General features: G+C 32.1%; 19 protein-coding genes. 13 read left to right on the top strand and 6 right to left on the bottom strand.

Annotated features, from left to right (window positions below):
* Positions 1-176: 176 nt before the first annotated feature.
* Positions 177-2,609 carry a TIM-barrel domain-containing protein gene (locus ACXAHM_RS21110; protein ID WP_474964416.1) on the bottom strand — a complete coding sequence of 811 codons (2,433 nt, stop codon included), beginning with the start codon at positions 2,607-2,609 and terminating at the stop codon, positions 177-179.
* Between the two features lie 115 nt (positions 2,610-2,724).
* Between ACXAHM_RS21110 and ACXAHM_RS21105 the strand changes: the two genes are divergently transcribed.
* The 8 genes from ACXAHM_RS21105 (at position 2,725) to ACXAHM_RS21070 (ending at position 12,213) form a co-directional block, all read left to right on the top strand.
* Positions 2,725-3,663 (top strand): NAD(P)-dependent oxidoreductase, encoded by a 939-nt coding sequence (locus ACXAHM_RS21105; RefSeq protein WP_474964414.1) that lies wholly within the window; start codon positions 2,725-2,727, stop codon positions 3,661-3,663.
* A 273-nt stretch (positions 3,664-3,936) separates the two neighbouring features.
* Positions 3,937-4,158 carry a hypothetical protein gene (locus ACXAHM_RS21100; RefSeq protein ID WP_474964412.1) on the top strand — a complete coding sequence of 74 codons (222 nt, stop codon included), beginning with the start codon at positions 3,937-3,939 and terminating at the stop codon, positions 4,156-4,158.
* A 19-nt stretch (positions 4,159-4,177) separates the two neighbouring features.
* A complete protein-coding gene (locus ACXAHM_RS21095) occupies positions 4,178-4,981 on the top strand; it encodes a class I SAM-dependent methyltransferase (protein WP_474964410.1) in 804 nt (267 codons plus the stop codon).
* 141 nt (positions 4,982-5,122) lie between these two features.
* Complete coding sequence (locus tag ACXAHM_RS21090) at positions 5,123-6,004, top strand: outer membrane beta-barrel protein (protein WP_474964408.1); 882 nt, start codon at positions 5,123-5,125, stop codon at positions 6,002-6,004.
* 133 nt (positions 6,005-6,137) lie between these two features.
* Positions 6,138-6,479 carry a hypothetical protein gene (locus ACXAHM_RS21085; RefSeq protein ID WP_474964405.1) on the top strand — a complete coding sequence of 114 codons (342 nt, stop codon included), beginning with the start codon at positions 6,138-6,140 and terminating at the stop codon, positions 6,477-6,479.
* Between the two features lie 219 nt (positions 6,480-6,698).
* The gene (locus tag ACXAHM_RS21080) at positions 6,699-7,979 is read left to right on the top strand and encodes a TolC family protein (protein WP_474964402.1); all 1,281 of its coding nucleotides are present in this window, start codon (positions 6,699-6,701) and stop codon (positions 7,977-7,979) included.
* A gap of 11 nt (positions 7,980-7,990) precedes the next feature.
* The gene (locus ACXAHM_RS21075) at positions 7,991-9,109 is read left to right on the top strand and encodes an efflux RND transporter periplasmic adaptor subunit (RefSeq protein ID WP_474964398.1); all 1,119 of its coding nucleotides are present in this window, start codon (positions 7,991-7,993) and stop codon (positions 9,107-9,109) included.
* Positions 9,110-9,120: 11 nt separating this feature from the next.
* On the top strand, positions 9,121-12,213 hold the full coding sequence (locus ACXAHM_RS21070; RefSeq protein ID WP_474964396.1) for an efflux RND transporter permease subunit: 3,093 nt from the start codon (positions 9,121-9,123) through the stop codon (positions 12,211-12,213).
* Between the two features lie 85 nt (positions 12,214-12,298).
* Here the strand turns inward: ACXAHM_RS21070 and ACXAHM_RS21065 are convergent, their stop codons facing one another.
* Positions 12,299-14,095 carry a PAS domain-containing sensor histidine kinase gene (locus tag ACXAHM_RS21065; RefSeq protein WP_474964394.1) on the bottom strand — a complete coding sequence of 599 codons (1,797 nt, stop codon included), beginning with the start codon at positions 14,093-14,095 and terminating at the stop codon, positions 12,299-12,301.
* Between the two features lie 257 nt (positions 14,096-14,352).
* Entirely contained in the window at positions 14,353-14,928 is a 576-nt protein-coding gene (locus ACXAHM_RS21060) for a helix-turn-helix domain-containing protein (protein ID WP_474964391.1), read from the bottom strand.
* Between the two features lie 145 nt (positions 14,929-15,073).
* Here ACXAHM_RS21060 and ACXAHM_RS21055 point away from each other — a divergent pair, with 145 nt between their 5' ends.
* The 3 genes from ACXAHM_RS21055 (at position 15,074) to ACXAHM_RS21045 (ending at position 17,466) form a co-directional block, all read left to right on the top strand.
* Positions 15,074-16,354, top strand: coding sequence for a peptidase U32 family protein (locus ACXAHM_RS21055; RefSeq protein WP_474964388.1), 1,281 nt, complete (start codon positions 15,074-15,076; stop codon positions 16,352-16,354).
* 7 nt (positions 16,355-16,361) lie between these two features.
* Positions 16,362-16,595, top strand: coding sequence for a ferredoxin (locus ACXAHM_RS21050; RefSeq protein WP_474964385.1), 234 nt, complete (start codon positions 16,362-16,364; stop codon positions 16,593-16,595).
* Between the two features lie 136 nt (positions 16,596-16,731).
* The gene (locus ACXAHM_RS21045; RefSeq protein ID WP_474964383.1) at positions 16,732-17,466 is read left to right on the top strand and encodes a gamma-glutamyl-gamma-aminobutyrate hydrolase family protein; all 735 of its coding nucleotides are present in this window, start codon (positions 16,732-16,734) and stop codon (positions 17,464-17,466) included.
* A gap of 57 nt (positions 17,467-17,523) precedes the next feature.
* Here the strand turns inward: ACXAHM_RS21045 and ACXAHM_RS21040 are convergent, their stop codons facing one another.
* The 3 genes from ACXAHM_RS21040 to ACXAHM_RS21030 form a co-directional block, all read right to left on the bottom strand.
* On the bottom strand, positions 17,524-18,336 hold the full coding sequence (locus tag ACXAHM_RS21040) for an acyl-CoA desaturase (RefSeq protein ID WP_474964381.1): 813 nt from the start codon (positions 18,334-18,336) through the stop codon (positions 17,524-17,526).
* Between the two features lie 187 nt (positions 18,337-18,523).
* A complete protein-coding gene (locus tag ACXAHM_RS21035) occupies positions 18,524-21,682 on the bottom strand; it encodes a glycosyltransferase family 117 protein (RefSeq protein ID WP_474964379.1) in 3,159 nt (1,052 codons plus the stop codon).
* Positions 21,683-21,803: 121 nt separating this feature from the next.
* Positions 21,804-22,433 carry an HAD family hydrolase gene (locus ACXAHM_RS21030; RefSeq protein WP_474964377.1) on the bottom strand — a complete coding sequence of 210 codons (630 nt, stop codon included), beginning with the start codon at positions 22,431-22,433 and terminating at the stop codon, positions 21,804-21,806.
* Between the two features lie 100 nt (positions 22,434-22,533).
* Between ACXAHM_RS21030 and ACXAHM_RS21025 the strand changes: the two genes are divergently transcribed.
* Complete coding sequence (locus ACXAHM_RS21025) at positions 22,534-24,273, top strand: mechanosensitive ion channel family protein (RefSeq protein ID WP_474964375.1); 1,740 nt, start codon at positions 22,534-22,536, stop codon at positions 24,271-24,273.
* Positions 24,274-24,397: 124 nt separating this feature from the next.
* On the top strand, positions 24,398-26,023 hold the full coding sequence (locus ACXAHM_RS21020) for a mechanosensitive ion channel family protein (RefSeq protein ID WP_474964372.1): 1,626 nt from the start codon (positions 24,398-24,400) through the stop codon (positions 26,021-26,023).
* The last annotated feature ends 1 nt before the right edge of the window (position 26,024 follow it).

Below are 26,024 nucleotides of genomic sequence, written 5' to 3'. Positions count from 1 at the left end.
TGTGAGAATATGTTTTTTTTATGCAACTCAAAGTTAATTGAGATACTTAAACTTTTCTCACACTTTTTTAAACGTTTAGGACGCTATTGGTTTAGTTCATACTTTTAAGATAAATATCATTTTTTACAAATGTCAAAAAAGGCTTTAGTTTTTTATATTAACTAAAGCCTTTTTCATTATTCTTTCATTTTTTGAATATAAATTTCTTTTTCGTCCGTATCCCAATCAAAGGTGACATAAAGAATTTTTTTAAGTTTATCATACTTTATTTTTGATGGATCTATCTCATTACTTTTCTTATCAATACCTATAGATTTAGGCATGTTTTTAAAATTATGAATCTCCAAAGTGATGGTTCTACTTTCAGGAGCATTATGGTAACTACCTTCTTTTAACAATGAAAGTTCGATGCTTTTCTTATCAAATTCAGCTGAAAAAATGAGTAATTGAAATTGATTTTCTTCAATAGCTCCTTTGTATTTACCATCATCGACATACATGACTTTTGAACTTTCTTCTATTGATTCATCTTGCCATATCTGAAGGGTCAAAGCTGATGAATTATAATCCTCTGTAGACTGTAATTTTTTAGATGCTAAAGGAATAATACTTCCAGCTTTTACGAAAACAGGCAAATCTTTTAATGGTGCATTAGCCATTGCCCATTCTCCTCCTTTAAATTTCTTTCCAGTCCATAACTGATACCAATTTTGACCTTTAGGGAAATAGACTTTTCTTTTTCTTTCTCCTTTTTTTGTGATTGGAGCAACTAAATAAGTATCTCCCCACATATAGCTGTCTGAAATATTTTTCAAGGAATCATTCTCTTCTTCCATAAAAAGAGGCCTAAGAAGTGGAATACCTGTCGTTGCATTTTCATATGCTAAGGTATAATTATAAGGAAGCATTTTGTAACGGTATTCAATATATCTTTTTACTATATCAAAGGTTTTTCCTTCATAGTGTATTACCTCAGAAGGTATATTTTCTTGTGCATGAGGTCTATAAATAGGTTGAAAAACTCCATACTGTAGCCATCTGACGTAAAGTTCTAGAATATCTTCTTGCTTGTTATTCCAATTAACAAAACCTCCTAAATCTGAATGCATATAAGGAACACCAGAAAGTCCCATGGTCATTGAAATTTGAGGTTGAGGTGTTAAACCACCAAAAGAGCGATTTACATCTCCAGACCAAGGAATCATTCCATATCGTTGAGAACCTACATACCCTGAACGCATTAATATAAACGGACGTGTATTTGGAAAATCTTTTCTATAACCGTCATGAATTATTTTTGCCCATTGATGCCCATAAATATTATGAACTTCATCAGCTGAACCATTGATATGTTGCAATTCTTTAGGATGGACTTCAGGTTCACCTAAATCTCCCCACCATCCACTAACACCTTGATCAATTAAACCTTTATATATATTCCAAAACCAATCTTGTGCTTCGGGTTTGAAAACATCAATTAATCCTGTTTCTCCAAAGAAAAACTCATAGACATAGGGTTTTCCGTATTTGTCAGTACCCAAAACTTTATTCTCTACAGCATCTTCCCATTTTGAAGAAGAGGTAAGAATAAATGGCTCAGTAATTAAAATTGTTTTGACATTTTCTTCCTTTAGGTTTTTAATCATCTTATCTGGTTCTGGAAAAGCTTCTGTATACCATTCCAGATTTCCCATTGTTCCCTTTACTTCTTTTCCAAACCAATAGAGATCTAGTATAATAGCGTCTAAAGGCACTTGTTTCTTTCTAAATTCAGCAACTGTATTTTCAACTTCTAATTGTGAATGATAACCAAACCTAGAAGCGAAATTACCAAATACCCAAAGTGGTGGTAAAGGTTGTCTTCCTGTTAAATCTGTAAATTCTTTTAATAGGTTTTTAAAATCAGATCCTGCAACTACAACATAGCTAGACCTACCTCCTATTGATTCAAAAGAAAGTTCTCCTTCCTTCGTTTTACCCACGTCAATAAAACCTATTGGAGCATTATCAAAGAGTAGAGCATATTTATTAGAAGAAATCATTAGTGGCATTCCATAGTTCATTTGAATAGCCACTTCTTCATTGGAATAATGTGCTCTATTGTACAGCGGTAATCGATAACCTTTTCTATCCAGTGGTAAAGCTCTTTCTCCACCACCGTATAATGCTTCTCCTTCTTGTATTTTAAATTTAAATCCCTTTAAAGTATCTGCATCAAAATAGCCTTTACTTTCTTCAAGGAGTAATTTTTCATTAAAATAATAACTGAGACGAAGAGGAGACTTTTCTACTTTTACCTCAATACCTTCAGGAATTTTAAATAATAAAAATTTACCTCTATCTACTACTTCAGGTAGAATTTTATTTGGAGCCATAATAACAGCATCCGATAAGGGTAATGTTTTTGTTTCTTTTGGATAGAATTGAGCTTCTATGATTTGAGAATCAAAAGGTCTTAATAAAATTTGTCCATCATTGGTATTGATTTTAAGGTTTTGACCATCCATTTCATAAGACTTGTATTTTCTTTGTCCTAGAACTTGGAGAGATATTATTGTTAAGAGAAAAAAAAGTGTGATTGATAAGTAATTTTTTAATAGGCTTTTCATTATTGCTCCTATATTTGATTGTCTAACGTATTTTTATACCAAAGAATAATAAGATATTTACATTATTATAGTTGATTATCGTATTCTAACATAATATACATTTAATATAGCACCTATGGCAAGAGTTTTAATCATTGATAAACTACATGATGCAATATTTTCCATCTTTGATGATGCAAATATTGAGTATACCTATTGTCCAGATATCACACATGATGAAGTTCCCGAAAAGATAAAAGATTATAATGGTTTAGTATTAAGAAGTAAAATGAAAGTAGGTGTAGACTTACTTGATTTAGCGCCTAAGTTACGATTTATTGCAAGAGCTGGAGCAGGTGTAGATGAAATTGATGAAGAGTACCTACAACGTAGAAAAATTACTCTACTCAATGCCCCTGAGGGAAATATGGATGCTGTAGGTGAACATACAGTAGCAATGATGTTATGTTTAATGAATTATCTTCATGTTGGAAATGATGAAGTAAGAAAAAAACTTTGGCAACGAGAAGAAAATAGAGGACATGAAGTCTCTACACGAACCGTTGGCATTATAGGATATGGACATATGGGAAGAGCTTTTGCCAAACGTTTAATTGGTTTTGGCTGTAAAGTTTTGGCATATGATAATGGAAAAGAAAACTATAGTGATGAATACGCTCAAGAAGCAACATTAGCGCAGATCCAAAAAGAAGCGGATATTTTAAGTTTTCATATTCCCTTGAATAAAGATAATAAGCATTTAGTGACAAAAGATTATTTGAGCGGATTTCAAAAACCTATTTATCTTTTAAATCTAGCACGAGGAGAAGTTATTCCATTTTCAACAATAGAATGGGGATTAGATAACAATAAAATTTTAGCTGCAGGGTTAGATGTTTTAGAAAATGAAAAGCTGAATACACTCACTTCTGAACAAGAGCGAATTTTCAATAAATTAAGTCAAGATAGTCGTGTTCTGTTTACCCCTCATGTCGGTGGATGGTCATTCGAATCTTATGAAAAAATAAGTACTGTACTTGGTAAGAAAATTATTGATTTACTTCAAAAAGGATAAAACTTACACTAATCCCTTCATTGTAATACAGTTATTCATAAAGGGATTTTTGTTTATATTAAATTTTATTTAAAATTGTACTTCTCTAAAAGAATATTCACTTCTAAACATATCACACGATAAAAGTCATGTAGTTATTTTCTCTGATAAACCAATCAATTTTAACTGTCCTTTTTCAAAGACGGGCTTTTTGCTATGCATTAAAATTGATTCATCTTAATAAGAGAAAATCTTGTTTTTTCAACAAGCAAATCAATTACTACATTAATTATCATGACTTTTTCGAAAAAGTATAATCGAGGTCTTCATGTTCATAGCAGTTTGGGAACGACTTCCGATGATCGCTTTATGTCAAAAGGATATGATCAAGCATTTTCAATATTAGATCAACTTGTCATTACTGAAAAACTCGATAGGCAAAATAATTGTCATAATGAGTTTGGTATGTTTATGATGTTTAGACTCTATAATATGAGTTGGTTAAATAGAATATGATTTATAATACAATAAACAAATGGAACACATTAAAGAATTTGAAGCAAATAAAAAACAATGGAATGCTCGAGTAGAAGGGCATGTAGCTTCTAAGATGTACAATGTTGAGGGTTTTATGAAAGGTGAAACCGCTCTCAAAAAAGTAGAGTTAGCTGGTATTGGAGATGTACAAGGGAAAAGGATCTTACATTTACAATGTCACTTTGGACTTGATACTCTTTCATTAGCACGAATGGGTGTACAAGAAGTTGTAGGATTGGATATTTCGGATACTGCAATTGACAAAGCAAATCAGATCAAAGATGAATTAGGAATAAAGAATGCTTCTTTTATCTGTTCCAACCTTTATGACATACGAGATCATTTACCAACAACTGAGAAGTTCGATATGGTATTTGTTTCCTACGGTGCCGTTTGTTGGCTTCCAGATCTCGAAGAATGGGGGAAAATTATCAATGAATATCTCCATGATGGTGGTGAATTTTATATGGTAGAAATGCACCCATTTATCTATACTTTAAATTGGGATACTTTTGTACCAGAATACCATTATTATAACAAAGGCAGTTATGAAGAAATGGTTGAAACAAGTTATGATGGAGAAACTCCTCTTAATCTTCCTGAATATTTTTGGGTACATTCATTAGAGGAAATGATGCGTCCATTTTTATCAAAAGGTTATCAATTAAAAACTTTTAAAGAACATAATTATCAAACTTATGATTGTTTCGATGATATGATTGACAAAGGAGACGGAGAATATGTATTTCGAAAACTCGAAGTTGATGTTCCTTATTTGATTGAACTAAAATTTAAAAAATAATTTCACAAAAGGTCTATTGTATTCAACGATAGACTTTTTTTGTCATTAAAGTTCAATTCTTTACTACTATCAAAAGTGGAATTTTTATTTTTTTTCTATAAATTACTTAAGAATACTGAACTGGTTGATAAATCCATTACAATGAAAAATACTCTACTACTCTTTCTTTTCTTACTGTTCTCGCAAACTCTTTTTTCACAAGATCTTATTGTTACCATTAATAATGACTCCATTAATTGTAAAATTACAGAAGTATCTCAAGAAAATATATTTTTCGAATTCGACTTTAAAGGAACTAGAAAGGAGAGTTTACTAGCGATGTCGAAAGTCAGTGATATGAAATATGGTTATTTCATCATAAAAGGCACAAAAGATCCTTCAATCCAACCACAAGTTTTTACTTCTAATAAAAAAATAAATCGTTTTAGGTTTAGTATTGGAGGTGGTATTGGCTATCGGCTTTCTTCCACTGACCCTCAAATTCCTTCTCAATTACAAGGACATATAGACCAATTAAAACTTGGTTATACGATTGTTGCAAAAGGTGGGTTTTTCTTTAATAAATATATTGGGATAGGATTAAAATACGCTTACAATAACGCACATAACAAAGAAACAATTAATAATGTAGGAGATATTGAAGATGAAATTGTGATGAATTTTATTGCTCCACTTTTTATGACTCGTTTTATCAATAAAAGATCAGGAAATACTATTCTATTAAATGCAGGATTCGGTTATTTAGATTATGAGAATGAAGGTACTTTTACTGACAATTCTATAAATCATTCAGATTATTTTAAAATTTCAGGAGGAACATTAGGAATAGAATTAGGTGTAGGATATGATATGATTATTTCAGATACATTTTCACTAGGTATTCAAGCAGATTTGATTGTAGGAACACTTACAACAATAGAATATGAAGAAAATGGTGCTAAACAAGTCATTGTACTTCCTGAAGAAGAAGGTGAAGGAATCAGTAGAATTGATTTAACTCTTGCTTTAGTTCTAAATAAATAATTAATAGTTGTAAATACAGGTATCTTATTTTAAAGAGCAACGTAGTTAATAATACATACACTTATTGTATAGTATTAAACAATTGATGAAAAAATACCTAACACATACTGTTCTATTCAAGAGTTTCATCTTTATGATGACGTTACATTTACTTAATGTAAGTGTAAATGTGAATGATCGTATGCTTTCTCATGAAGAAAATAATGAGATTGAAAGTATTTTTGAATTAGTTTCAGTTCATGTTTTTGGTGAATCGGGTGCCCTGCCTGATAATCCTTTTGGTGAAGATGAAGATCAAAACATTGTCAATAGTGTTGCGATTACTTGGTTTATCAATCAAGAAGAAAACATTACTCCACAAGTTCCTATTCATTTAGATGAACTCCCTACGAACAGTAAACTTCTTATTGCTCGTCCTTTATTTTACACATCCCCATCATTTCCTACAGATACTCCACCTCCAAAAGTGGCATAGTATTCAACCGTCAGCAATTTGTTTTTTCCACTTTAGATTTCTAGAGTAAATAGAAACATATAAGCTTATTTGTACGGTTTTTTGTGTTAGCAACTGATTTATCAACTAACACATCATCGTCTATTCAGACAATTCCTATTCAATTCTTCAAGTTGTCAACATCCTTATTTGATATGTTGATAAGTATTGGATTTTCTCCAATTTAAAATAGGTAATACTATGTACAAGTATCTAACAGGGATTTTTCTTACAATCCTTTCTTATACTTCATATGCTCAAAATAACGCTGAAGATAGCCTTTCAATACAGTTGAACATACCTCAAGCTGAGGAAATATTCCTCCAAAACAATCTTACATTAATCGCTGAAAAGCAAAATATAGAAATTTTAAAAGCAGAGATTATTCAAGCAAAAGCATGGCCTAATCCAGAGGTAGGGATTGAGTTTGCCATGTATGATAATCAAGATCAGATTTGGTTTAGAACTGATGAAAATGCACAAAGGGTAGTAGAAGTTACCCAAATGATAGAAACAGCAGGCAAAAGACGTAAAAGAACAAACGTCGCTAAAATTGAAGCTGAAATTACGGAATATGAGTTTTATAATACTTTGAGAGAATTGAGAACATCTTTAAGGTCTCAATTGGTCGAACTGTATTATACTCAAGAGAAAGCAAACAGTTATATGGTTGCTATCGAACCTGTCGAAAAACTTGTCGAAGTCTATAAAGAGCAATCACAAAAAGGAAATGTATCAAAAGCTGAAGTTGTTCGATTGAAAGCTTTGCTATTAGATGCTCGAAAAGGATGGCTTGATCTGGTTCAAGAGGCAGCAGATATCGAGGCTAATATTAAAGTACTATTAAATGTTCAAGCCAATGTACATTTAAATATTTCGATACCAGAAATCAAACCTAGTACTTCCCTACCCGATCCAGAACTTTGGGCAAACCTTGCACAAGATCATCGCTTTGATTTTAAGATAGAAAATATACGTCTAAATCAATCTGCAGAAAGCCTTGCTCTTGCAAAAGCTGAGGCTGTTCCTGATCTACATTTAGGAACAATGTACGATAGAAGAGGTGCTGCTCAAAATGATTATTGGGCTATTCAAATAGCTTTTGACCTACCTGTTTGGGATAGAAATAAAGGAGGAATTCAAGCAGCGAAAATAGCAAGAGAACAACAACAAGTTCGCCTTAATGAGGCTGAAAAAAATCTTCAAATCGATATTTATACAGCCGCTCAAAAATTAAATCAAGTGAGAACATTATATGAAAAATTGGATCCTGAGCTTTCTGATGAAATGGAAGAAGTTATGATTGCTGTGACGAAAAGTTATCAAAATAAACAGCTCAGTCTTCTAGAGTTTATTGACTTTTTTGAAAGCTACAGAGACAATCTTGGGCAATGGTTTGATACAGAAATGACTTTATTCCAAGCACAAGAAAATATCAACTACACCGTCGGAAAAGATATCTATCTATTCAATAATCATTAATCTGAACAATCATGAAATCTATATATACTTTAATCACAGGTTTAACAATTGCAGGAACATTAAGCGGAGCTTTACAATCTTGTTCTTCATCCAATGCAAAGACTGAAGAAATTAAAACTTCTTCTTCACTTTCAAATAGTATGAAAAAAATTGTTACGACAGATGTAGTCAATTCAACTCAACTTTCCAATAAAATAAGACTTACTGGCACGGTAGAAGCTCTTCCTAATAAGCAAATCAGAATCCCTTCTATAGTTTCTGGTAGAGTAACAGCCGTTTATGTTTCTATTGGAGATGAAGTGAAAAAAGGGCAGATCCTAGCCAAAATTTACTCTGCTGATATGGCTGCCGTAAAGCAAGAATGGATTGAAGCAAAAGCAAATGTAGATCGTGAAGAAAAAGAGTTTGAGGTAGCTGAATCATTATTTGATGCTGGATTAAGTTCTGCATTAGAATTACAGCACGCTAAAAGTGAATTGGCTGCAGCAAAAGCACAACTAGATCGAGTAAATCAAACATTACAATTGATGGGTGAATCAAATAATGCTACTCACATTGTCAGAGCTCCTATGAGTGGTACAGTGACAGAAAAAAATATTAATACCAATATGTTACTTCGTGATGATTTTGAAGAATCAATGTTCACTATCGTCAATCTAAGCGATGTTTGGGTAAAAATTAATGTTTTTGAATCTGACTTAAGTAAAGTACAGTTAGGTGCTAATGTCGTTGCAAGAGCAATGGCATATCCTGATGAAATTTTTGAAGGAAAAATCGAAAAAATGAGTAAGATGATTGATCCTGAAACAAAAGTACTTAGTGCCAGAGTTGCAATGAAAAATACAGACAATAAACTTCTTCCTAACATGGCTATGAATGTTACTGTCTATCAAAATACAAATGAAACTGTTTTGGAAGTACCAAATGATGCAATCGTCTTTTATAACAACAAAGATTATGTTGTGAAACAAGATGTTGGAATTTTTAAAATTACTCCTGTAGATGTAAAAGGCAATAATGAAGATAAAGTTTATATCACTGGAAATTTAGATGAAAATGATAAGGTTGTTTCAAAGAAAGCACTACTGCTTTTTACTGAATTAATGGAACAACAAATCGCTAAAAACTAAACATTACACTGATGAAAAACTTTGTTCAAAACATAATTGGATTCTCTCTGAGAAATAGATTCTTTGTCTTTTTCATGACATTGATTCTAATAGTTGCAGGTGTTATTAGTTGGCAAAATACACCCATTGAAGCATTTCCTGATGTGACAAATCCAAGAGTTAGGATTATATCTCAATGGCCTGGTAGAAGTGCAGAAGAATTAGAAAAATTTGTAACCCTGCCTATTGAGGTAGAAGTTAATTCTACTCCTGGAAAAACTGAAGTTAGATCAATCTCTTTGTTTGGACTTTCTGTAGTGACTATAGCTTTTGGAGATGATGTTGATGAATTCAAGGCTCGACAGTTGGTCGCAAATAGAATTATGAATGTGGATCTTCCAGAGGGTGTTGATTCTGAAATGGAACCTTCTTCAGGACCTACAGGAGAGATTTTTAGATACACTTTGAAGTCTGACCATCAATCTGTCAGAGAATTAAAAACACTTCAGGACTGGACGATTGAAAGACAATTAAGAGCTGTTCCTGGAATTGCTGATGTTGTTAGTTTTGGTGGTGAAGTCAAAATATTTGAAGTAAGTGCGGATCCTAACTTGATGGCACAATATGGTATCACTTCATTAGAGCTTTATGAGGCTTTAGAAAGAAGTAATGTTAATGTTGGTGGTGATGTTATTGAGAAAAGAAATCAAGCTTATGTTGTTCGCGGTATTGGTTTATTGAACAATAAAAAAGAAATAGAAAATGTAATCATTGAAAGAAATGGTAATACTACTGTATTAGTTAAAAATGTTGCTCAAGTGCAAGAGACTTTTGCACCTAAACTAGGAATCGTTGGTTTAAATGACGACCCTGATTTAGTAGAAGGTATTGTTGTCATGCGAAGAGGAGAAAACCCTAGTGAAGTGATTGAAAGACTTCAAGTAAAATTAAAAGACTTGAATGAAAGAGTTCTTCCTGAAGGGACTACAATTGAGCCTTTTTATGATAGAGCGGAGTTGATTGAGTTTACAACGAATACAGTGACGAAAAATCTTGCTGAAGGTGTATTCTTCGTCGTTATTTTTGTATTGCTATTTATGGCTGATTGGAGAACTACATTTATCGTTACGATTATTATTCCTCTCTCCTTATTATTTGCTTTAGTATGTATGCGAATGAAAGGCATGTCTGCAAATCTACTTTCTTTAGGTGCTATTGATTTCGGTATTATTATCGATGGTGCTGTTGTGATGGTAGAAGGTTTATTTGTTGTATTAGACAAAAGAGCTAGACAATTGGGTATGGATAAATTCAATAAGTTGTCAAAACTTGGATTAATCAAAACAGCAGGATCTAAGTTAGGCTCTAATTTATTTTCATCTCAATTAATTACAATTTTAGCGTTAGTACCCATTTTTGCCTTCCAAAAAGTAGAAGGAAAAATGTTCTCTCCCTTGGCCTATACTTTTGGATTTGCATTGTTAGGGGCATTAATCATGTCCTTGACCTTAGTTCCAGTTTTAGTAAGTGTCTTATTAAAAAAGAATGTTAGAGAGAAAGAAAATTTCTTTACTCGCTTCATGCAAAAAACATTTTATGGAGCATTTTCTTGGGCGTATCAACGTAAAAAATTCACTGTATTAATGTCAGGTGCTGTCCTATCTATTGGATTATTCTTTGGTTCAAGGCTAGGTACTGAATTCCTTCCTCAACTCAATGAAGGTGCTATTTATATTCGTGCTTTTATGCCTATTAGTGTCAGTCTATCAGAATCCAATGATATGACACAAAAGCTACGAGATACAATTCGTGAGATTCCTGAAGTTAGAGGTGTTCTTTCACAAACAGGACGACCTAATGACGGAACTGATCCAACAGGCTTTTTTAATATTGAATTTCATGTTGATTTATTTCCTCAAGAGGAATGGAAACGTGATTTAAGCAAAGAAGAAATTATTCAAGAATTAGAAGATAAACTCAACGATTACCAAGGTGTTTCTTTCAACTTTTCACAACCTATCATGGATAATGTTGAAGAAGCTGTTACAGGTGTAAAAGGTGCATTAGCATTAAAAATCTACGGTAATGATTTATTTCAATTAGAAGATCTTGCGAATGAAGCAAAAAATATAATGGAAAACGTTGAGGGGATCGCAGACCTAAATGTTATCAAACTTATTGGACAACCTGAATTAAGAATCGATTTAGATCAAGAAAAAATGGCTTTGTATGGAGTCGCAACTGCTGATGCTCAATCGGTAATTGAAATGGCAATTGGAGGCAAAGCTGCCACTCAATTGTATGAAGATGAAAGACGTTTTGATATTCGTGTTCGTTACCAGAAAGACTATCGACAAGATGCTGAAATGATTGGTCATATTAAAGTTCCAACATTAGATGGAGGTATGGTTCAGTTGAGAGAAATTTCAAACATTACTACTAAAACAGGTCCTGCATTTGTGTACAGAAGTGGTGGTGAACGTTTTGTTGCTATTACATTCTCTGTAAGAGGCAGAGATTTAGGTAGTGCTGTTGCTGAAGCACAAGAAAAGGTAGAAAATACTTTAAAGATTAGTAAAGGAATGCACTTCTCTTGGGATGGAGAATTTGAAAACATGGAACGTGCTCAAAATAGGTTAGTACAAGTCGTTCCTGTTGTTATGGTTTTAATTTTCCTTGTTCTACTAACTACATTTAATAATGTAAAAGACGCTGGAATTGTAATGATGAATGTGCCTTTTGCCTTAATTGGAGGTATACTTGGTTTAACGTTCTTTACTATGAATTTTGGAATTTCAGCAGGAGTAGGTTTCATCGCCCTATTTGGTATTTGTGTACAAAATGGCGTCTTACTCGTTTCTAAATTCAAAAGTAATTTACAAGAAGGTATGCTGTTAGATGATGCTATTCATAATGGTGTAAAATCTAGAATACGCCCCGTATTGATGACAGCAGTTACTGATTTTGTAGGTCTACTCCCTGCATCAATGTCAACAGGAATTGGATCTGAATCTCAAAAACCTCTAGCAGTAGTTATTGTTTGGGGTATTCTGACAGCTACAATTTTAACATTAGTTGTCTTCCCAGTCTTCTTTAGTATATTCTATAATCGTCAGAAAGGATAATTTTCTTTCACTATATAATCAATTGTTTTACTGTTAAAAAAGAAAACATATTACTCTTATACGCTACAGGTTGGTTTATTTTAGATCAGCTTGTAGCTTTTTCTTTTAACTCTTTAGGAAAAATGCACCAAAGATTAGGGATAGTAATTTTAAAACTTGTTCCCATATTTAATTCCGATTCAACTGCTATTTCCCCACCTAATTTTTTAACCGCTTCTTTTACAATATAAAGTCCTAAACCAGATCCATTATTTACATCTGTAGCTCTATAGAACATATCAAATATTTTTGTGATATGATCCTGTTTTATACCAATACCATTATCTTTTATATTCAATATTAAATCTGTTTCATCAACTTCTACATTAATATTAATTTGAGGATTAGGTACTAAAGAAGAGAATTTATAAGCATTAGAGATTATGTTATTTAATATGACAGTCAATCTAGATTCATCACAGAATAGACCATTTTTTAACTTAAAATCAGTGATTATTTTAACTTGATTATAATTATCTATGAATTTGTATTGATTAGCTGTCGTTTCTACTAATTCTTCAATATTCACCTTATTAGGCTTTAACTCCATTCTATTGTTTCTTGAATAATTCAAGATTTCATGAATAAAGTTATCTAATTTCATCAAAGATTTTTGTTGAAGTTTTAAATATTCATTCACTTCTTGAGGAGAAGCATCCATACTTAATTCAATTAGTCCTAAAGCAGATGTAATAGGCGCTCGTAAATCATGAGAAACTCTATAAACAAAATTATCTAATTCTTTATTGGCTTTACTTAAGGCCTCATTACGCTTCATAAGGGTTTCTTCATATTCTTTACGATGCGTTATTTCTTTTATTATTCCTAAAAATCCAATTGTGTCTCCATAAACATCAGAAAGAATACTTGTTCTAACTTCTACCCAGATATATTCTCCATCTCTTTTCTCGATTTGAAGTTCTATATTGTTATCATCTTTAAGGAAATCATCTGCATCTACCGTAATGGTCTTACTTCGATCAAAGCCTTTTAAAATTACATCTAAAGGTCTTCCTAAAAGGTAGTTCTTGGGATAGCCTGTTAGATTAATTACTGCATCATTTATGTATGATATTTTACCTGACAAGTCAATCACGAGAATACTATCTTGAACTGCTCTTAAAATAGTAGATTGGAAAAAGAGTTTTTCATGATTTTCATGCTGGTTTGTTATATCTCTTGCAATTGCATAGATATAACCATTTTCATCATTTAAGGTAGCATCCCATTCTAAATATTTGAATTCACCCCACTTAGTTCTATATCTATTAATGAAAGATCGTATTATTTTTCCATCACATACATCCTGAAAAACTTTTATTGTTTCATTTACATCATCAGGATGTAACCAATTGGTAAAATTATAGGCTCTTAATTCTTCAATAGAATAACCTAATGTTCTTTCCCATGAAGAATTCATAAATAAAAACTCACCTGAATCTGAATCAGTTATACAACAGAGGTTTAAAGAATCTGTGAAAAAAGATTTAAATGAAATGGTTGAAGTATCATAAGTAGTAGCTTCAATTTTTGTATTAAATCTAGTTTTAAAAGAAGTAAATAAACTTTCTCCAACTAAACCAATTTGTTGTAATGCAAAATGATCTATTTCTTTATTTTTGGGAAGTACAAAAGTGAGTATTCCTAATATTTCTACAAGATTAGTACTTCTTAATGGTATACATATAATTTGATGATTTCCACTATATTCTGTAGTTTTTTTTTTTCTTTGACAAGTTTTCGTAATCGTACTTTCTAAAGAAGGAACAGAAACCTTTTTTCCATTAATATACCTTGATACACAATGATGTACATCTCCAAGCTCATCTATTTTACAAATCACGCAATATGTTGACTCTAAATATTCTTGCGAAAAAAAGAGTAACGATTCCATGCAATCTTTAATGTGTACTTTTTCTTGGGTTAAAGAGCGCTGTATTCGTAGTAGATTATTATAAAATTGATCTTTCTTTGTCATTAGTAGTGTTAAAGAATTCTGATAGCAATGATTTTCAGTAGATTACTAAGTTAATTTTCATAAGATTAATGAATATACACAAGTTCTGAATATTTAACAAGTGTTTACACTTTTGATGTACGTTATTGATTTAAACTCTTTCTTAAATGTAATGGGCTTTGTTTCTTAAAGTTAGCAGGTGTCATTCCTGTAATTTGCTTGAATTTACTTGACAAATATTGAGTACTACTATACCCTAGTAAATCTGCTATTTCTTTTAATCCTAACTCATCGTAAATAAGCAGTTCTTTTACCTTTTCAATTTTTTGTATAGATAGGTACTTTTCAATTGTAATTCCTTCTGTAGAAGAAAACAATTGACTGATTGTCGAATAGTCTTTTTCTATTTGATTTTCTAATTCTGTAGAAAATTTTTGATTCCATTGTTCACTCTCTAAATTTTCGAATTTATCATGAATGATATTTTTCACTTTTTCAACAATAACCACCTGTTGATCAGTTAAAAACTCAAACCCTAATTTTTTAAATTCAGCATCGATTTTTATTTTTTGTTCATGTGATAACGGTAATGACAAATAGACTACACCGAGTTCGACTCTATCCACCACAGCATCAACATCAATGAATGTTTGCCAGACCATAAGTATGCATCTTTCGCATACCATATTTTTAATTTTCAGCGTTAAAAGATCTTCCATTTGTGAATAAAATTATACAAAAGAACTGTTTTATCCGTAAAACGTTGTTAATGTAGTGATAATAGGCAATCTAAGTTAATTAAAAAATTGATTGCCGTTAAAATTCACCGTATTTTTGCAAACCAAATTTTAAATAAGAAATAAAGTGGATCACAAATATAAAAAGCCAGCGACAAAGAGACCTGTAGAATTAATGGCACCTGCGGGTGGTTTTGATTCTATGATGGCTGCAATCCAAGGCGGAGCAGATTCTATTTACTTCGGTGTTGAGCAATTGAACATGAGAGCACGTGCTTCAATGAACTTTACACTTGATGATTTAGAAGAAGTTGCAAGAATCTGTAATGAAAATGGTGTAAGAAGTTACTTGACTTTAAATACTATTATCTATGAACATGACCTATCAGTAATGCGCCGTGTTGTTGATAGAGTAAAAGAATCAGGTATCACTGCAATTATTGCTTCTGATCAAGCCGTAATTGCTTATGCTTTTAGAATTGGTGTAGAAGTGCATATTTCTACTCAGGTAAATATTACTAATGCAGAAACAGTAAGATTCTATTCTACATTTGCTGACGTTATGGTACTTTCAAGAGAACTTTCAATGGTTCAAATGAAAAATATCTGTGATACAATCAAAAAAGAAAATATCACTGGACCAAACGGTGAACTTGTAGAAGTAGAAGTTTTTGCTCACGGTGCTTTATGTATGGCGGTTTCTGGTAAGTGTTACTTATCATTACACACACAAAACTCTTCAGCTAACAGAGGTGCTTGTGTTCAAAATTGCCGTAGAAAATATAAAGTAATTGATATTGAAGATGGACATGAATTAGAAATTGACAATGAGTATATCATGTCACCAGAAGATTTATGTACAATTGACTTCTTAGATCAATTATTAGATACAGGTGTAAAAGTATTAAAAATTGAAGGTCGTGGTAAAGGACCTGAATATGTTAAGACTGTTGTTCAATGTTATCGCGAAGCAATTGACTCTTATTTCGAGGGTACTTATTCTAAAGAAAAAGGAGAACAATGGAAAGAGCGTATGACTGAAGTTTACAACCGTGGATTCTGGGGTGGATACTACCTTGGTCAAGAAATGGGTAAATGGACTGATCAACATGGTTCTAAAGCGAAAACTCGTAAAGTTTATTTAGGTACTGGACGTCGTTATTTCAAGAAAATTGGTGTAGCAGAATTCAGCTTAGAAACTTTAAAAGTAAAAGTAGGTGATAAATTATTAATTACGGGTCCTACAACTGGTGTTGTAGAAACTGTAGTTGAAGAATTGCACGTGAATGACGGTGGTAAGCAGGATCAAGCTGTTAAAGGAGATACATTCAGTATCAAGTTAGATACGCAGATTCGTCCATCTGATAAATTATATAAACTAGTAGACGCTGAAACAATAGAGGCTTAATCTGAATATGGCAAAAATTACAATCACACATCAAAGGGATAAATGTATTGGATGCAACTACTGTGTAGAATTTGCACCAGACCGTTGGGTGATGTCAAAAAAGGATGGTAAAGCTACTTTAGTTGGTGGTGTAAACCGTAAAGGTTTTTATTCTTTAAAAGTAAGTCCAATTGAACTGGAAGAAAATCAGAAAGCTGCTGATGCTTGCCCGGTTAAAATTATTCAGATTAGAGAACATTAAATCGTTTTCTTCTACTAATTAAAATCCTCAAGGTTATCAAAATCTTGAGGATTTTTTGTTTATGGTTATTAACCTCAATCTTGTGTCTTTTATTCTTCAATAAATACTACTACTATAAAATCACTTCCCTATTATTATGAAAAGCGACAATATATATATCGGAGTATCCATTGATATTATCAATACAGATGATAAAGATATAGATCCAGGTAGAGAGAAACATGGCATAGATAGTAGATATCTTCAAATTATTAAAGATGCTGGTGCTATTCCTGTTTTATTACCGCATTTAGATAATAAAGATTTAATATCACCTTATCTAGATATGGTGGATGGCTTATTATTGTCCGGAGGTGATGATATTGATCCTTTACTTTATCAACAAGATAGGTCCCCTAAATGTGGAAGAATTAATATAAAAAGAGATCAATCTGAATTAGCTTACCTTTCTGAAGCATACAATAGGAAAATGCCAATATTAGGGATTTGTCGAGGGATGCAATTGATTAATATTTTTAGAGGAGGTACTTTATTTCAGGATATAGATAATAATAACTCTTCAATGACACATTGGCAAAATGTAAAAGCGAGTTACCCTATTCATCAATTAAAAATAGAAGAGGAAAGTGAGTTGTATTCAATGTTACAGCAAAAGAATATTACGGTTAATTCCTTTCATCATCAATCTATTGATAGCATTGGAAAAGGGTTAATAATAAGTGCTATAGCCTACGACAATACAATAGAAGGAATTGAAGATACTGAATATCCTTTTTTAATAGGGTTACAATGGCATCCAGAAGCATTACAGAATAATGACACTACAAAAATAATCGAAGCTTTCGTAGATAAAGCTAAACAGTATAAATAAAAAAAGAGGTTGACAATCCAATATTGCCAACCTCTTTTTCAATTCAAGAATATATGATTAAACAGCCGCTGTAGCTGCTATTCTTTCTTTTTTAGGTTCTGAAACGCTTCCTTTATCAGTTGATTTCTTACGTTTTAAATGAATTACACCTACAGCATCTAATACTTTAATGATAATGTAAGTAGGATCAATTTCATGCCATCTAATACCACCAAAGTTAGCTCTTGAACCATGAGCATGGTGATTATTATGGTATGACTCTCCCATCATTAAGAAATCAAATGGTAAGAAATTCATTGAAGTATCTTTTACTTCAAAGTTTCTGTATCCATAAATGTGAGCAAACCAGTTGATGATTGCACCATGAACTGGAGACATCAAGAAATGGATTGGTAATAATAAGAAGATCAATGGAGATAAGTCATAAGTTGTGTAGCAGTACGCATAAAAAGCTACATAAAGTACTCCCCAGAATATTCTACTTATCCAGTTACTTGCAAATTTATCAAATGAATGCCACTCAGGAACATTCTTTGTAAACTTAGGATCTACTTCTACCTTACCTTTACAAATATCTGTGTAAATGTTTTTTGTTTGCCACATCATTGCGAATAACGAAGGTGAATACTTCGGTGAATGTGGATCTTCCTCAGTGTCTGCAAAAGCATGGTGCATACGGTGCATGATACCATAACCATAAGCACTTAGGTAATTGGAACCTTGGAAAATATAAGTAAGGATAAAGAATACTTTCTCTGTTCTTTTAGACATCGTAAACATCGCATGCGCTGCATAACGGTGTAAGAAGAAAGTTTGGAAGAACAGTGAACTGTACCAATGAAATATAAAAAATGCTATAATTAAATACATAAGAATGATATTGAGGTCTAAATAATTAATTCAATCAATCTAACCACTAAAACAATGACCATTATCCATTTGTGACAAAAAAGAGAATTATTTTCAATAAAAAATGCAAAAGCACTGATTACTAGAAAAATAAAAATCCATATCTACCGAAGTAAATATGGATTTTAAGATTAAAGGATGATAATAATTATCTACCTCCCATCATATTTTCATAAGAAGAACCAAATGCTTCTCTAGCCTTATTCGCATCTTCTTGGAATATTTTCTGTAATTCTTTTAACTGCTCAGTTGTAAGGTTCTTATAGAAAATATCCGTTGTAATCAAATTAGAATACTCTGGTACTTCATTGATGACCTTACCCGTTAATGGATCTACTGAAGAAGTACTTCTTTCTGCAATTCTTGCATCGACCATCTTTAAGTTTGCTTCAAAAATTTGAGCCATTTGTTGTAAAACAATTAAACTTCTACGAGCAATACTTTCTGTACCTTTTCCAGTCTCAGCATAGTAATTGACATTTTCTTGACTTCTTCTTAATAAAGTCTCAAAAATTTCATTTGCTTCTTTTGTCGCTCCTAATCTATAATACAATTCCATGTATTTCGGAGAATAGAAACTATAAGGTATTGTTTTATCTGGAACCATTGATAAGATCCAATCAAGCTTCTCTTTCGATAACTTAATCTTCTCATCATCACTATCAATTAAACCATCGATATATAATTTCTCAGAAAGTCTGTAAACATTGTTACGTGTATTTGCTCCAAATTTTCTGTATTCATCATCATAATAAACACTTTCGTCTTGCATTCCTCTGAAGGCAAACTTTTCAATGTTTTTCAACATTACCTCAGTGTTTACTTCACCTACGTCACCGTAAGTATCTGCAGGAATTGGAAGTAATCTGTACGTCATTCCTTCTAAGAACAAGTAACTTCTTAAATCCATATTGATTGTATTTGCAGAAGTATTGTTGAAGTAAATTGGACGTTCCCAGTTATTTGTAGCGATAAGGTCTAATAATGCAAGCTCATTTTTGAAAATATAAGTCTTGTCATTTTTCAACCTCCAAGCCATTTTAGGTCTTACTCTATCTTCCATACCTTTTGGAATGATACCACTGTTCACAACTTTAGCACTATCAACATCTAGGATGAAGATTCTAGATAAAAGTTTAGCTGTAGTTTGACCACCTTGTAAACCAACTTGAGTTCTAGGATTATTGGCTTCAACTGCTGCTAAATAAGCTTTTAAGTTAACACCATTTTGTCCTCTTTCTTCCTCTACTAATGGAATGTAATCGTTTTTACCTTCTCTATAGTTGTGGCTACTTATTGACAATGGTAATGGCTCAGATTCGTATTGCTTTTGTTTCATTTGATCCAAATACCAACCAGTACTGAAGTAACTTAAAACGGCTACTCTAACATCGGTTCTGAAACCTTCTACATTTTGTACATACCATAATGGGAATGTGTCGTTGTCACCACCTGTAAATAAAATTGCATTAGGAGCACAACTTGCTAATGTATTTCTTGCTTGATCTACCGAGTGATATCTATCTGAACGGTTGTGTCCTTCCCAGCCATCAGCTGCCATTAAACCAGGAACAATCATACTAATTAAAATACCTGCAATAACACCATTCATCCCCATCTTTTCAGATAAGAACTCTGCTAATGCTAAAGCACCCATGCCAATCCAAATTGCAAAAGCATAGAAGGATGCGGCATAAATATAATCACGCTCTCTTGGTTCTACTGGCGGTGAATTCAAGTAAACAACAAGTGCTACACCTAGTGTTAAGAACATAATAAGTACAACCCAGAAACTCTTTTGATCCCTTTTATAATGGAAAAATACACCTAATAGACCTAAAATTAGAGGCAAGAAATAGAAGTTTGTTCTTGCTTTATTTTTGGCTAATAATTCAGGAATATCGCTTGAACTATCAAATGGCGTAAGGTATCCTGCGTCTTTTTCATCACTTTCTCTACCTGCAAAGTTCCACATGAAATAACGTGCATACATGTGTCCAATTTGGTATCTAAAGAAATAAAAGAGGTTATTTCCAAAAGTAGGTTTTTTACCAGGTTCTATCCCTGCCCACTCTCTATATAACTGAGGGTGATGTCCTGTTCTAGAATATAAACGAGGGAATAACATCTTATCCTTTGATGCATAAACCGCTTTCGTTTTGTGATCATATACTTCGTAATAATCTTTACCGTTACGGCTTGCTTCACGGTATTTATCACCATCTTCTACAGTATCAACATGCTTTGAATCATATGTTGGCCCGTATAAAAGAGGACGGTCACCATATTGTTCACGCTTTAGATAAGATACATATCCTAATAAATCATCAGGCGCATTTTCATTGATTGGCGTATATTGATTTGAACGAACAAGTACTAATGTGTAACTCATATAACCTACTAAGATAAATGCAAATCCTAATAGCACATTATTTAGTGTTACCATTGATTTCTTTTGTGTAAAGAAAATACCGTATACTAAAGCTCCAATTAATGAGAATGAGAAAAATAAACCACCTGTACCAAATGACATTCCTAATGTATTGACAAAGATCTTATCGAATACAAAAGCAATAGATGGTAATCCCGGAATAACAATAATGATTACAGCTAAGATGATAGCTCCACCAATACCCATTGCGATGATTGTTCCTTTTAAAGAAATCGTATTAGGGTATTTCTTAAAGTAATAAATCATTGCCAAGGCGGGTAAACAAAGTAAGTTTTCTAGATGGACACCAATTGATAGACCAATGATATAGGCAATCATGATTAACCATCTATTAGATGCCGCATTATCTTCGATATATTCCCACTTAAGAATTGCCCAGAATACTAATGCAGTAATTGCTGATGACATTGCATAAACTTCAGCCTCAACTGCAGAAAACCAGAAAGTATCTGAAAATGTGTAGGCTAATGCTCCAACAGCTGATGAGCCAAATAATAATAATTTATCTTTTAGACCATATCCTTCTTTTTTAGGCTTAATGATTTTCATGCCTAACATGACAATCGTCCAATACAAGAATAGAATAGTCAGTGCACTCATAAACGCAGATTGGAAGTTGATCCACCAAGCTACTTTGAGTACATCACCAAATGCTAAAAATGAAAATAATCTGTTGATAAGTAAAAAGAATGGTGCTCCCGGAGGGTGAGGTACCATTAACTTATAAGACACAGCAATGAATTCACCACAGTCCCAAAAACTGGCAGTTTCTTCCATTGTAATAGTGTAGACAGCAAGTGACACCAAGAAAAGTGTCCAACCTACTAAATTGTTGATTCGCTTAAACTCGTTCATTTCGTTATGTTTTCCAATTGCCGAAATTAGGGTAAAATCTTTTCCAAAAGGACAAAAGAATTCTTTACCGTCATTATTTCTCCAATTATTGGTCTAGTTTTATATTTTTTAACATTAATTATTAATAAATACCTTCAGACTTTAAAAATCCAATAACATTTAAGTCTTCTAAATGATGTGCATGTAAGCCTGCTTGTTTTGCTCCTTCTACATGTTGAATTGAATCGTCAATAAAAAGTGTCGTTGCTTTATCTAAATTATTTTTCTCAATGACAGTTTCAAAAATACTTGGGTGAGGTTTACGATCTCCCATTTCAAAAGAGTAGTAAGCTTTCTCAAATAATTGTTTAAAATCTCCAAACTCTTCTCCTAATGTTTGGTCAACGATTTTATTAAAAGCATTGATATGAATTTCATTGGTGTTAGAAAGTAAAAATATTCTGTATTTACTTTTCAACTCTTTCAACATTTGCACTCTTTCAACTGGTAAATCTAAAAGCATAGCATTCCAAGCTTCATCAATTTGTTCGTCAGAAATAGGCTCATTTAATAAATCTCTTATTCCAAATCTAAATTCTTGAGAAGTGATGAATCCTTTTTCATAATCATCAAATAATGAAGTTTGCTGTTTCTTCGTATAAAAAGGTTCAACAGGTTTATTTAAAATTTCTGCGAATTTTTCTAATGTATTTTCGTATCTTAAGTTAAGAATGACACCACCCAGATCAAATATGATTGCTTCGTATTTCATTTTGTAACCCTCAAGTCAACTAATTATTAAAATCAAACTTGTTAGCATTGATTCAAAAGTCAATTTTTCTAACAAGTGAATATACTACTGTTTCTGAAAAATGAATAAATTTTTATTAACTCTACTCACTTTAAATCTCATTTTCTTCACTAATAGAATTGAAGCGCAGGATACAAAACCTGAGGAAAAAGAGGAAGAAAAAGAAGTTATTTTAGAAAGTTATCCCAATGATCATGAATTCTACAAATTTTATAAAGTAGACTCTGTAGAATATTCATTGAGCACTCCTTATCATGCTCTGCATACGCATTTAGATTTTTTAGAAGAGCAAAATTTCCATCCTGAAATCTCAGCAAAAGTTTTTTCAACCAGTGTCGGTAAACTAGAAAAAAGAATTGACTTAGCAGAAGAATTAGAACTAGTTTTTATCGGGAGAGGGATATATATCAATCAATTGGACGTTCCACTTGAAAAAGATTACATAGAAAAAAACACAGGTAGAAAAAGATTTATTGTCAGTAAAAAGCTTCCAGACATTTATTTAATTAAAGTCAATGGCTATTGGAGGTATTCTAACTATTCTGCTCGGAAGATTCATAAAATTTTCAAAGCTACTTTCCCGAGTTACTCGAGGAATGTCATTAAATATTTGTCCAAAATTGAATGGGGGAATAGACATATACTTGGTTTAAAAATATGGCAATGGTTATTAACAGCAGCTATTTTTGCGGGACTATACTTTGTCTATTATATCATAATATGGGTGCTTACCTTCATCATCAAAACATTTTTCACAAAAGAGGGTAATCAATACTTTATTAGCATTTTAATTTCAAAATTGAAACGCCCAGTGACAATTGGCATTTTGACATTAATGTTTTGGGGATTAATTCCACTGTTATTATTGAATAGTGATATAGCTTTTGGTCTAAATGTTATCTGTAAAGTAGTCGTAGGGTTGTGCATAGTGATTTTTATCTTTAGAACTTCTGATTTGATTGTATTAAAGGTCATGACACCGAATATTAATAGTACAAAAAGAAGATTTAATATTGATGCTCATTTAACACCTGTACTAAAGTCTTCATTACGAATTGTCGCTTTAATGATTGGCTTCTTAGTTTTCTTAAAATTACTAGGCTATAATATTAATAATATTGTCACTGGCATCTCATTTGGTGGTTTAATTATCGCTTTTGCGGCACAAGATACCGTGAAGAATTTCATTGGTTCTATTATGTTATTATTAGATAAACCATTTTCTGTGGGCGATAATATTGTTGTCAAAGGAAAATCTGGTGTAGTAGAAGAAATAGGGTTTAGAACAACTAAAATCAGAACGTTTAATGATTCATTAGTTAGTTTACCCAATAATTTAGCTGCGGATAATGATGTAGATAATTTAGGAAAAAGAGTTTCCCGCCGTTTCAATACAATGCTTGGTATTGAATATGGGACGCCAAGAGAAAATGTAAGAAAATTTATCAAAGGAATTCGACAAGCGATAGAGGATCATCCAACAACCAAAAAAGAAGGTTATCAAGTGAGGCTTTATCAATTTTCTGCCAGTTCGATTGATATTTTATTAAATGTATTTTTCCAAACGGATGATTATAATATTGAATTAGAAAGTCGAGAAGAGTTGATGTTCACCATTATGGAAATTGCCGATGCTACTAATGTTAGTTTTGCCTTCCCTTCTCAAACTGTATATTTCAATGATCACGAAAAAGAGCCTCCATCCTTTTATAATCCCAAAAAGAAAAATGACAAAGAGGGAGAGGTTTTACATGAAGATGATGAAAAAAATGAAGATATAGACGGAGAAAATGTAGATTAGAATAAAAGTGCTAAGGATTCAATCGTTAGCACTTTTCTTATGTCTTGAGAATGTTTATTTTTACTTTATAATTCACTAATTATCTTTTTAATCTAAAAAGAGTAACACAAACTTTTTCCTTTTGATGCTCAAGCAATTTATTTTTTTACTCTTATTTCTAATTACAAGTCAGATTTCTATTGCACAAGATACTTCATCCAAAGATGTAGTTTCAAGTTATCCTAATGATCATGTCTTTTATAATTTCAAAGAATTATCGGGAGTAGAATATTCACTTAGTTCTCCTTATCATACTATTCATACCCATTTGGATAATTTAGAAGATGGAAACTATCATGAAAATGTATCAGCTCAAGTTTTTCCTTTTGAGAATTTTGATTTAAAAGAACGTGAAAAATTAGCTGTAGAATTAAAACTCGTATTTGCTCAGAAAGGCATTTATATTAATTCTTATGATTACCCATTAGAGAAAAATTATATTGATCCTAAAACAAAAACGAATCGATATAGTATCAGTCCATCCTTACCAAATATATATCTGGAAAGGTTAAATAATGGACAATGGAAATATTCTGTTTATTCAACCAATCAAATTCACCGATTATTTGAAGAAACTTATCCTTCTTTTACCAGAGAATTGGTCGTTTACACTTCTACTTTACAACAAAATACAAGTAGATATTTTGGTATAAAATTATGGCAGTGGATTACAATCTTTGGCATTGTATTGATGAGTTATTTGTTTTATATCTTAAGTATTTGGTTTACAAAACAGATTTTACAAAGGATTTTCATCAGACTAAAACAAGAGCAATTTGCGAAGATTGTTTTGCCCAAATTAAGGAGACCGATTGCTGTTACTTTGTTGATGATGTTATGGAATTATATCACTCCTTTTCTATTACTTCCAAGTACTGTTTCTTATATATTAATACTCTGTGTTAAAGCAATCGGATGTTTTTATTTCTCCATTTTACTTTTCCATATCGCAGACTTATTAGTTATTAGGATTGGCTCTTTTTCGAATAGAAGTAAAACTTTGGATTCAAATTTACTTCCTATTCTTCGAGTTATTTTTAGAATAATTGCTCTTTGTTTAGGGGTATTAATCACTCTGTATTTATATGGATATAATATCACACATTTGGTTACTGGTATCTCTTTTGGAGGTGTTGCATTAGCTTTTGCTGCTCAAGACACTGTCAAAAATTTTATAGGATCTGTTATGCTCTTTACTGATAAACCCTTTGAAGTTGGTGACTGGATTGTTGTAAAAGGACAGGAAGGAATTGTAGAGGAAATTGGATTCAGAACAACAAGAATTAGAACTTTTGCGAATTCCGTAGTCAATATTCCTAATGGTTCTATGTCTGACAGTGACATTGACAATCTAGGGAAAAGACAATACAGAAGGTTTAAAACTTACCTTACCATTCCATATGGAACGCCGATAGAAAAGATTGAATTATTTGTTAAAGCTGTAAAAAAAGCAGTAGAAGACCATCCTACAACCAGAAAAGACTTCTATGAAGTAAGATTAAACAACTTTGGTGCTAGTGCTTTGGAAATATTGTTGTATATTTTCTTTGAATGTAAAGATTGGAGCGAAGAGCTGCAAGCTAGAGAATACATGATGATCAAAATATTACGAATAGCAGAAAGTATGGAAATTGAATTTGCATTCCCTACGCAAACTATTCACCTCTCTAAAGAAAAAACGGAAGACGAACAAGCACCTGAGATACCATAAC

The sequence above is a fragment of the Flammeovirga sp. AWQ4_249 genome, from assembly GCF_056161045.1.
This window is presented reverse-complemented; position numbering and strand designations above follow the sequence as displayed.

Bases quoted from the DNA above. Each gene is read 5' to 3' on its own strand.
- ACXAHM_RS21110 (WP_474964416.1), bottom strand. From the start codon at position 2,609: ATGAAAAGCCTATTAAAAAATTACTTATCAATCACACTTTTTTTTCTC.
- ACXAHM_RS21105 (WP_474964414.1), top strand. From the start codon at position 2,725: ATGGCAAGAGTTTTAATCATTGATAAACTACATGATGCAATATTTTCC.
- ACXAHM_RS21100 (WP_474964412.1), top strand. From the start codon at position 3,937: ATGACTTTTTCGAAAAAGTATAATCGAGGTCTTCATGTTCATAGCAGT.
- ACXAHM_RS21095 (WP_474964410.1), top strand. From the start codon at position 4,178: ATGGAACACATTAAAGAATTTGAAGCAAATAAAAAACAATGGAATGCT.
- ACXAHM_RS21090 (WP_474964408.1), top strand. From the start codon at position 5,123: ATGAAAAATACTCTACTACTCTTTCTTTTCTTACTGTTCTCGCAAACT.
- ACXAHM_RS21085 (WP_474964405.1), top strand. From the start codon at position 6,138: ATGATGACGTTACATTTACTTAATGTAAGTGTAAATGTGAATGATCGT.
- ACXAHM_RS21080 (WP_474964402.1), top strand. From the start codon at position 6,699: ATGTACAAGTATCTAACAGGGATTTTTCTTACAATCCTTTCTTATACT.
- ACXAHM_RS21075 (WP_474964398.1), top strand. From the start codon at position 7,991: ATGAAATCTATATATACTTTAATCACAGGTTTAACAATTGCAGGAACA.
- ACXAHM_RS21070 (WP_474964396.1), top strand. From the start codon at position 9,121: ATGAAAAACTTTGTTCAAAACATAATTGGATTCTCTCTGAGAAATAGA.
- ACXAHM_RS21060 (WP_474964391.1), bottom strand. From the start codon at position 14,928: ATGGAAGATCTTTTAACGCTGAAAATTAAAAATATGGTATGCGAAAGA.
- ACXAHM_RS21050 (WP_474964385.1), top strand. From the start codon at position 16,362: ATGGCAAAAATTACAATCACACATCAAAGGGATAAATGTATTGGATGC.
- ACXAHM_RS21045 (WP_474964383.1), top strand. From the start codon at position 16,732: ATGAAAAGCGACAATATATATATCGGAGTATCCATTGATATTATCAAT.
- ACXAHM_RS21040 (WP_474964381.1), bottom strand. From the start codon at position 18,336: ATGTATTTAATTATAGCATTTTTTATATTTCATTGGTACAGTTCACTG.
- ACXAHM_RS21035 (WP_474964379.1), bottom strand. From the start codon at position 21,682: ATGAACGAGTTTAAGCGAATCAACAATTTAGTAGGTTGGACACTTTTC.
- ACXAHM_RS21030 (WP_474964377.1), bottom strand. From the start codon at position 22,433: ATGAAATACGAAGCAATCATATTTGATCTGGGTGGTGTCATTCTTAAC.
- ACXAHM_RS21025 (WP_474964375.1), top strand. From the start codon at position 22,534: ATGAATAAATTTTTATTAACTCTACTCACTTTAAATCTCATTTTCTTC.
- ACXAHM_RS21020 (WP_474964372.1), top strand. From the start codon at position 24,398: ATGCTCAAGCAATTTATTTTTTTACTCTTATTTCTAATTACAAGTCAG.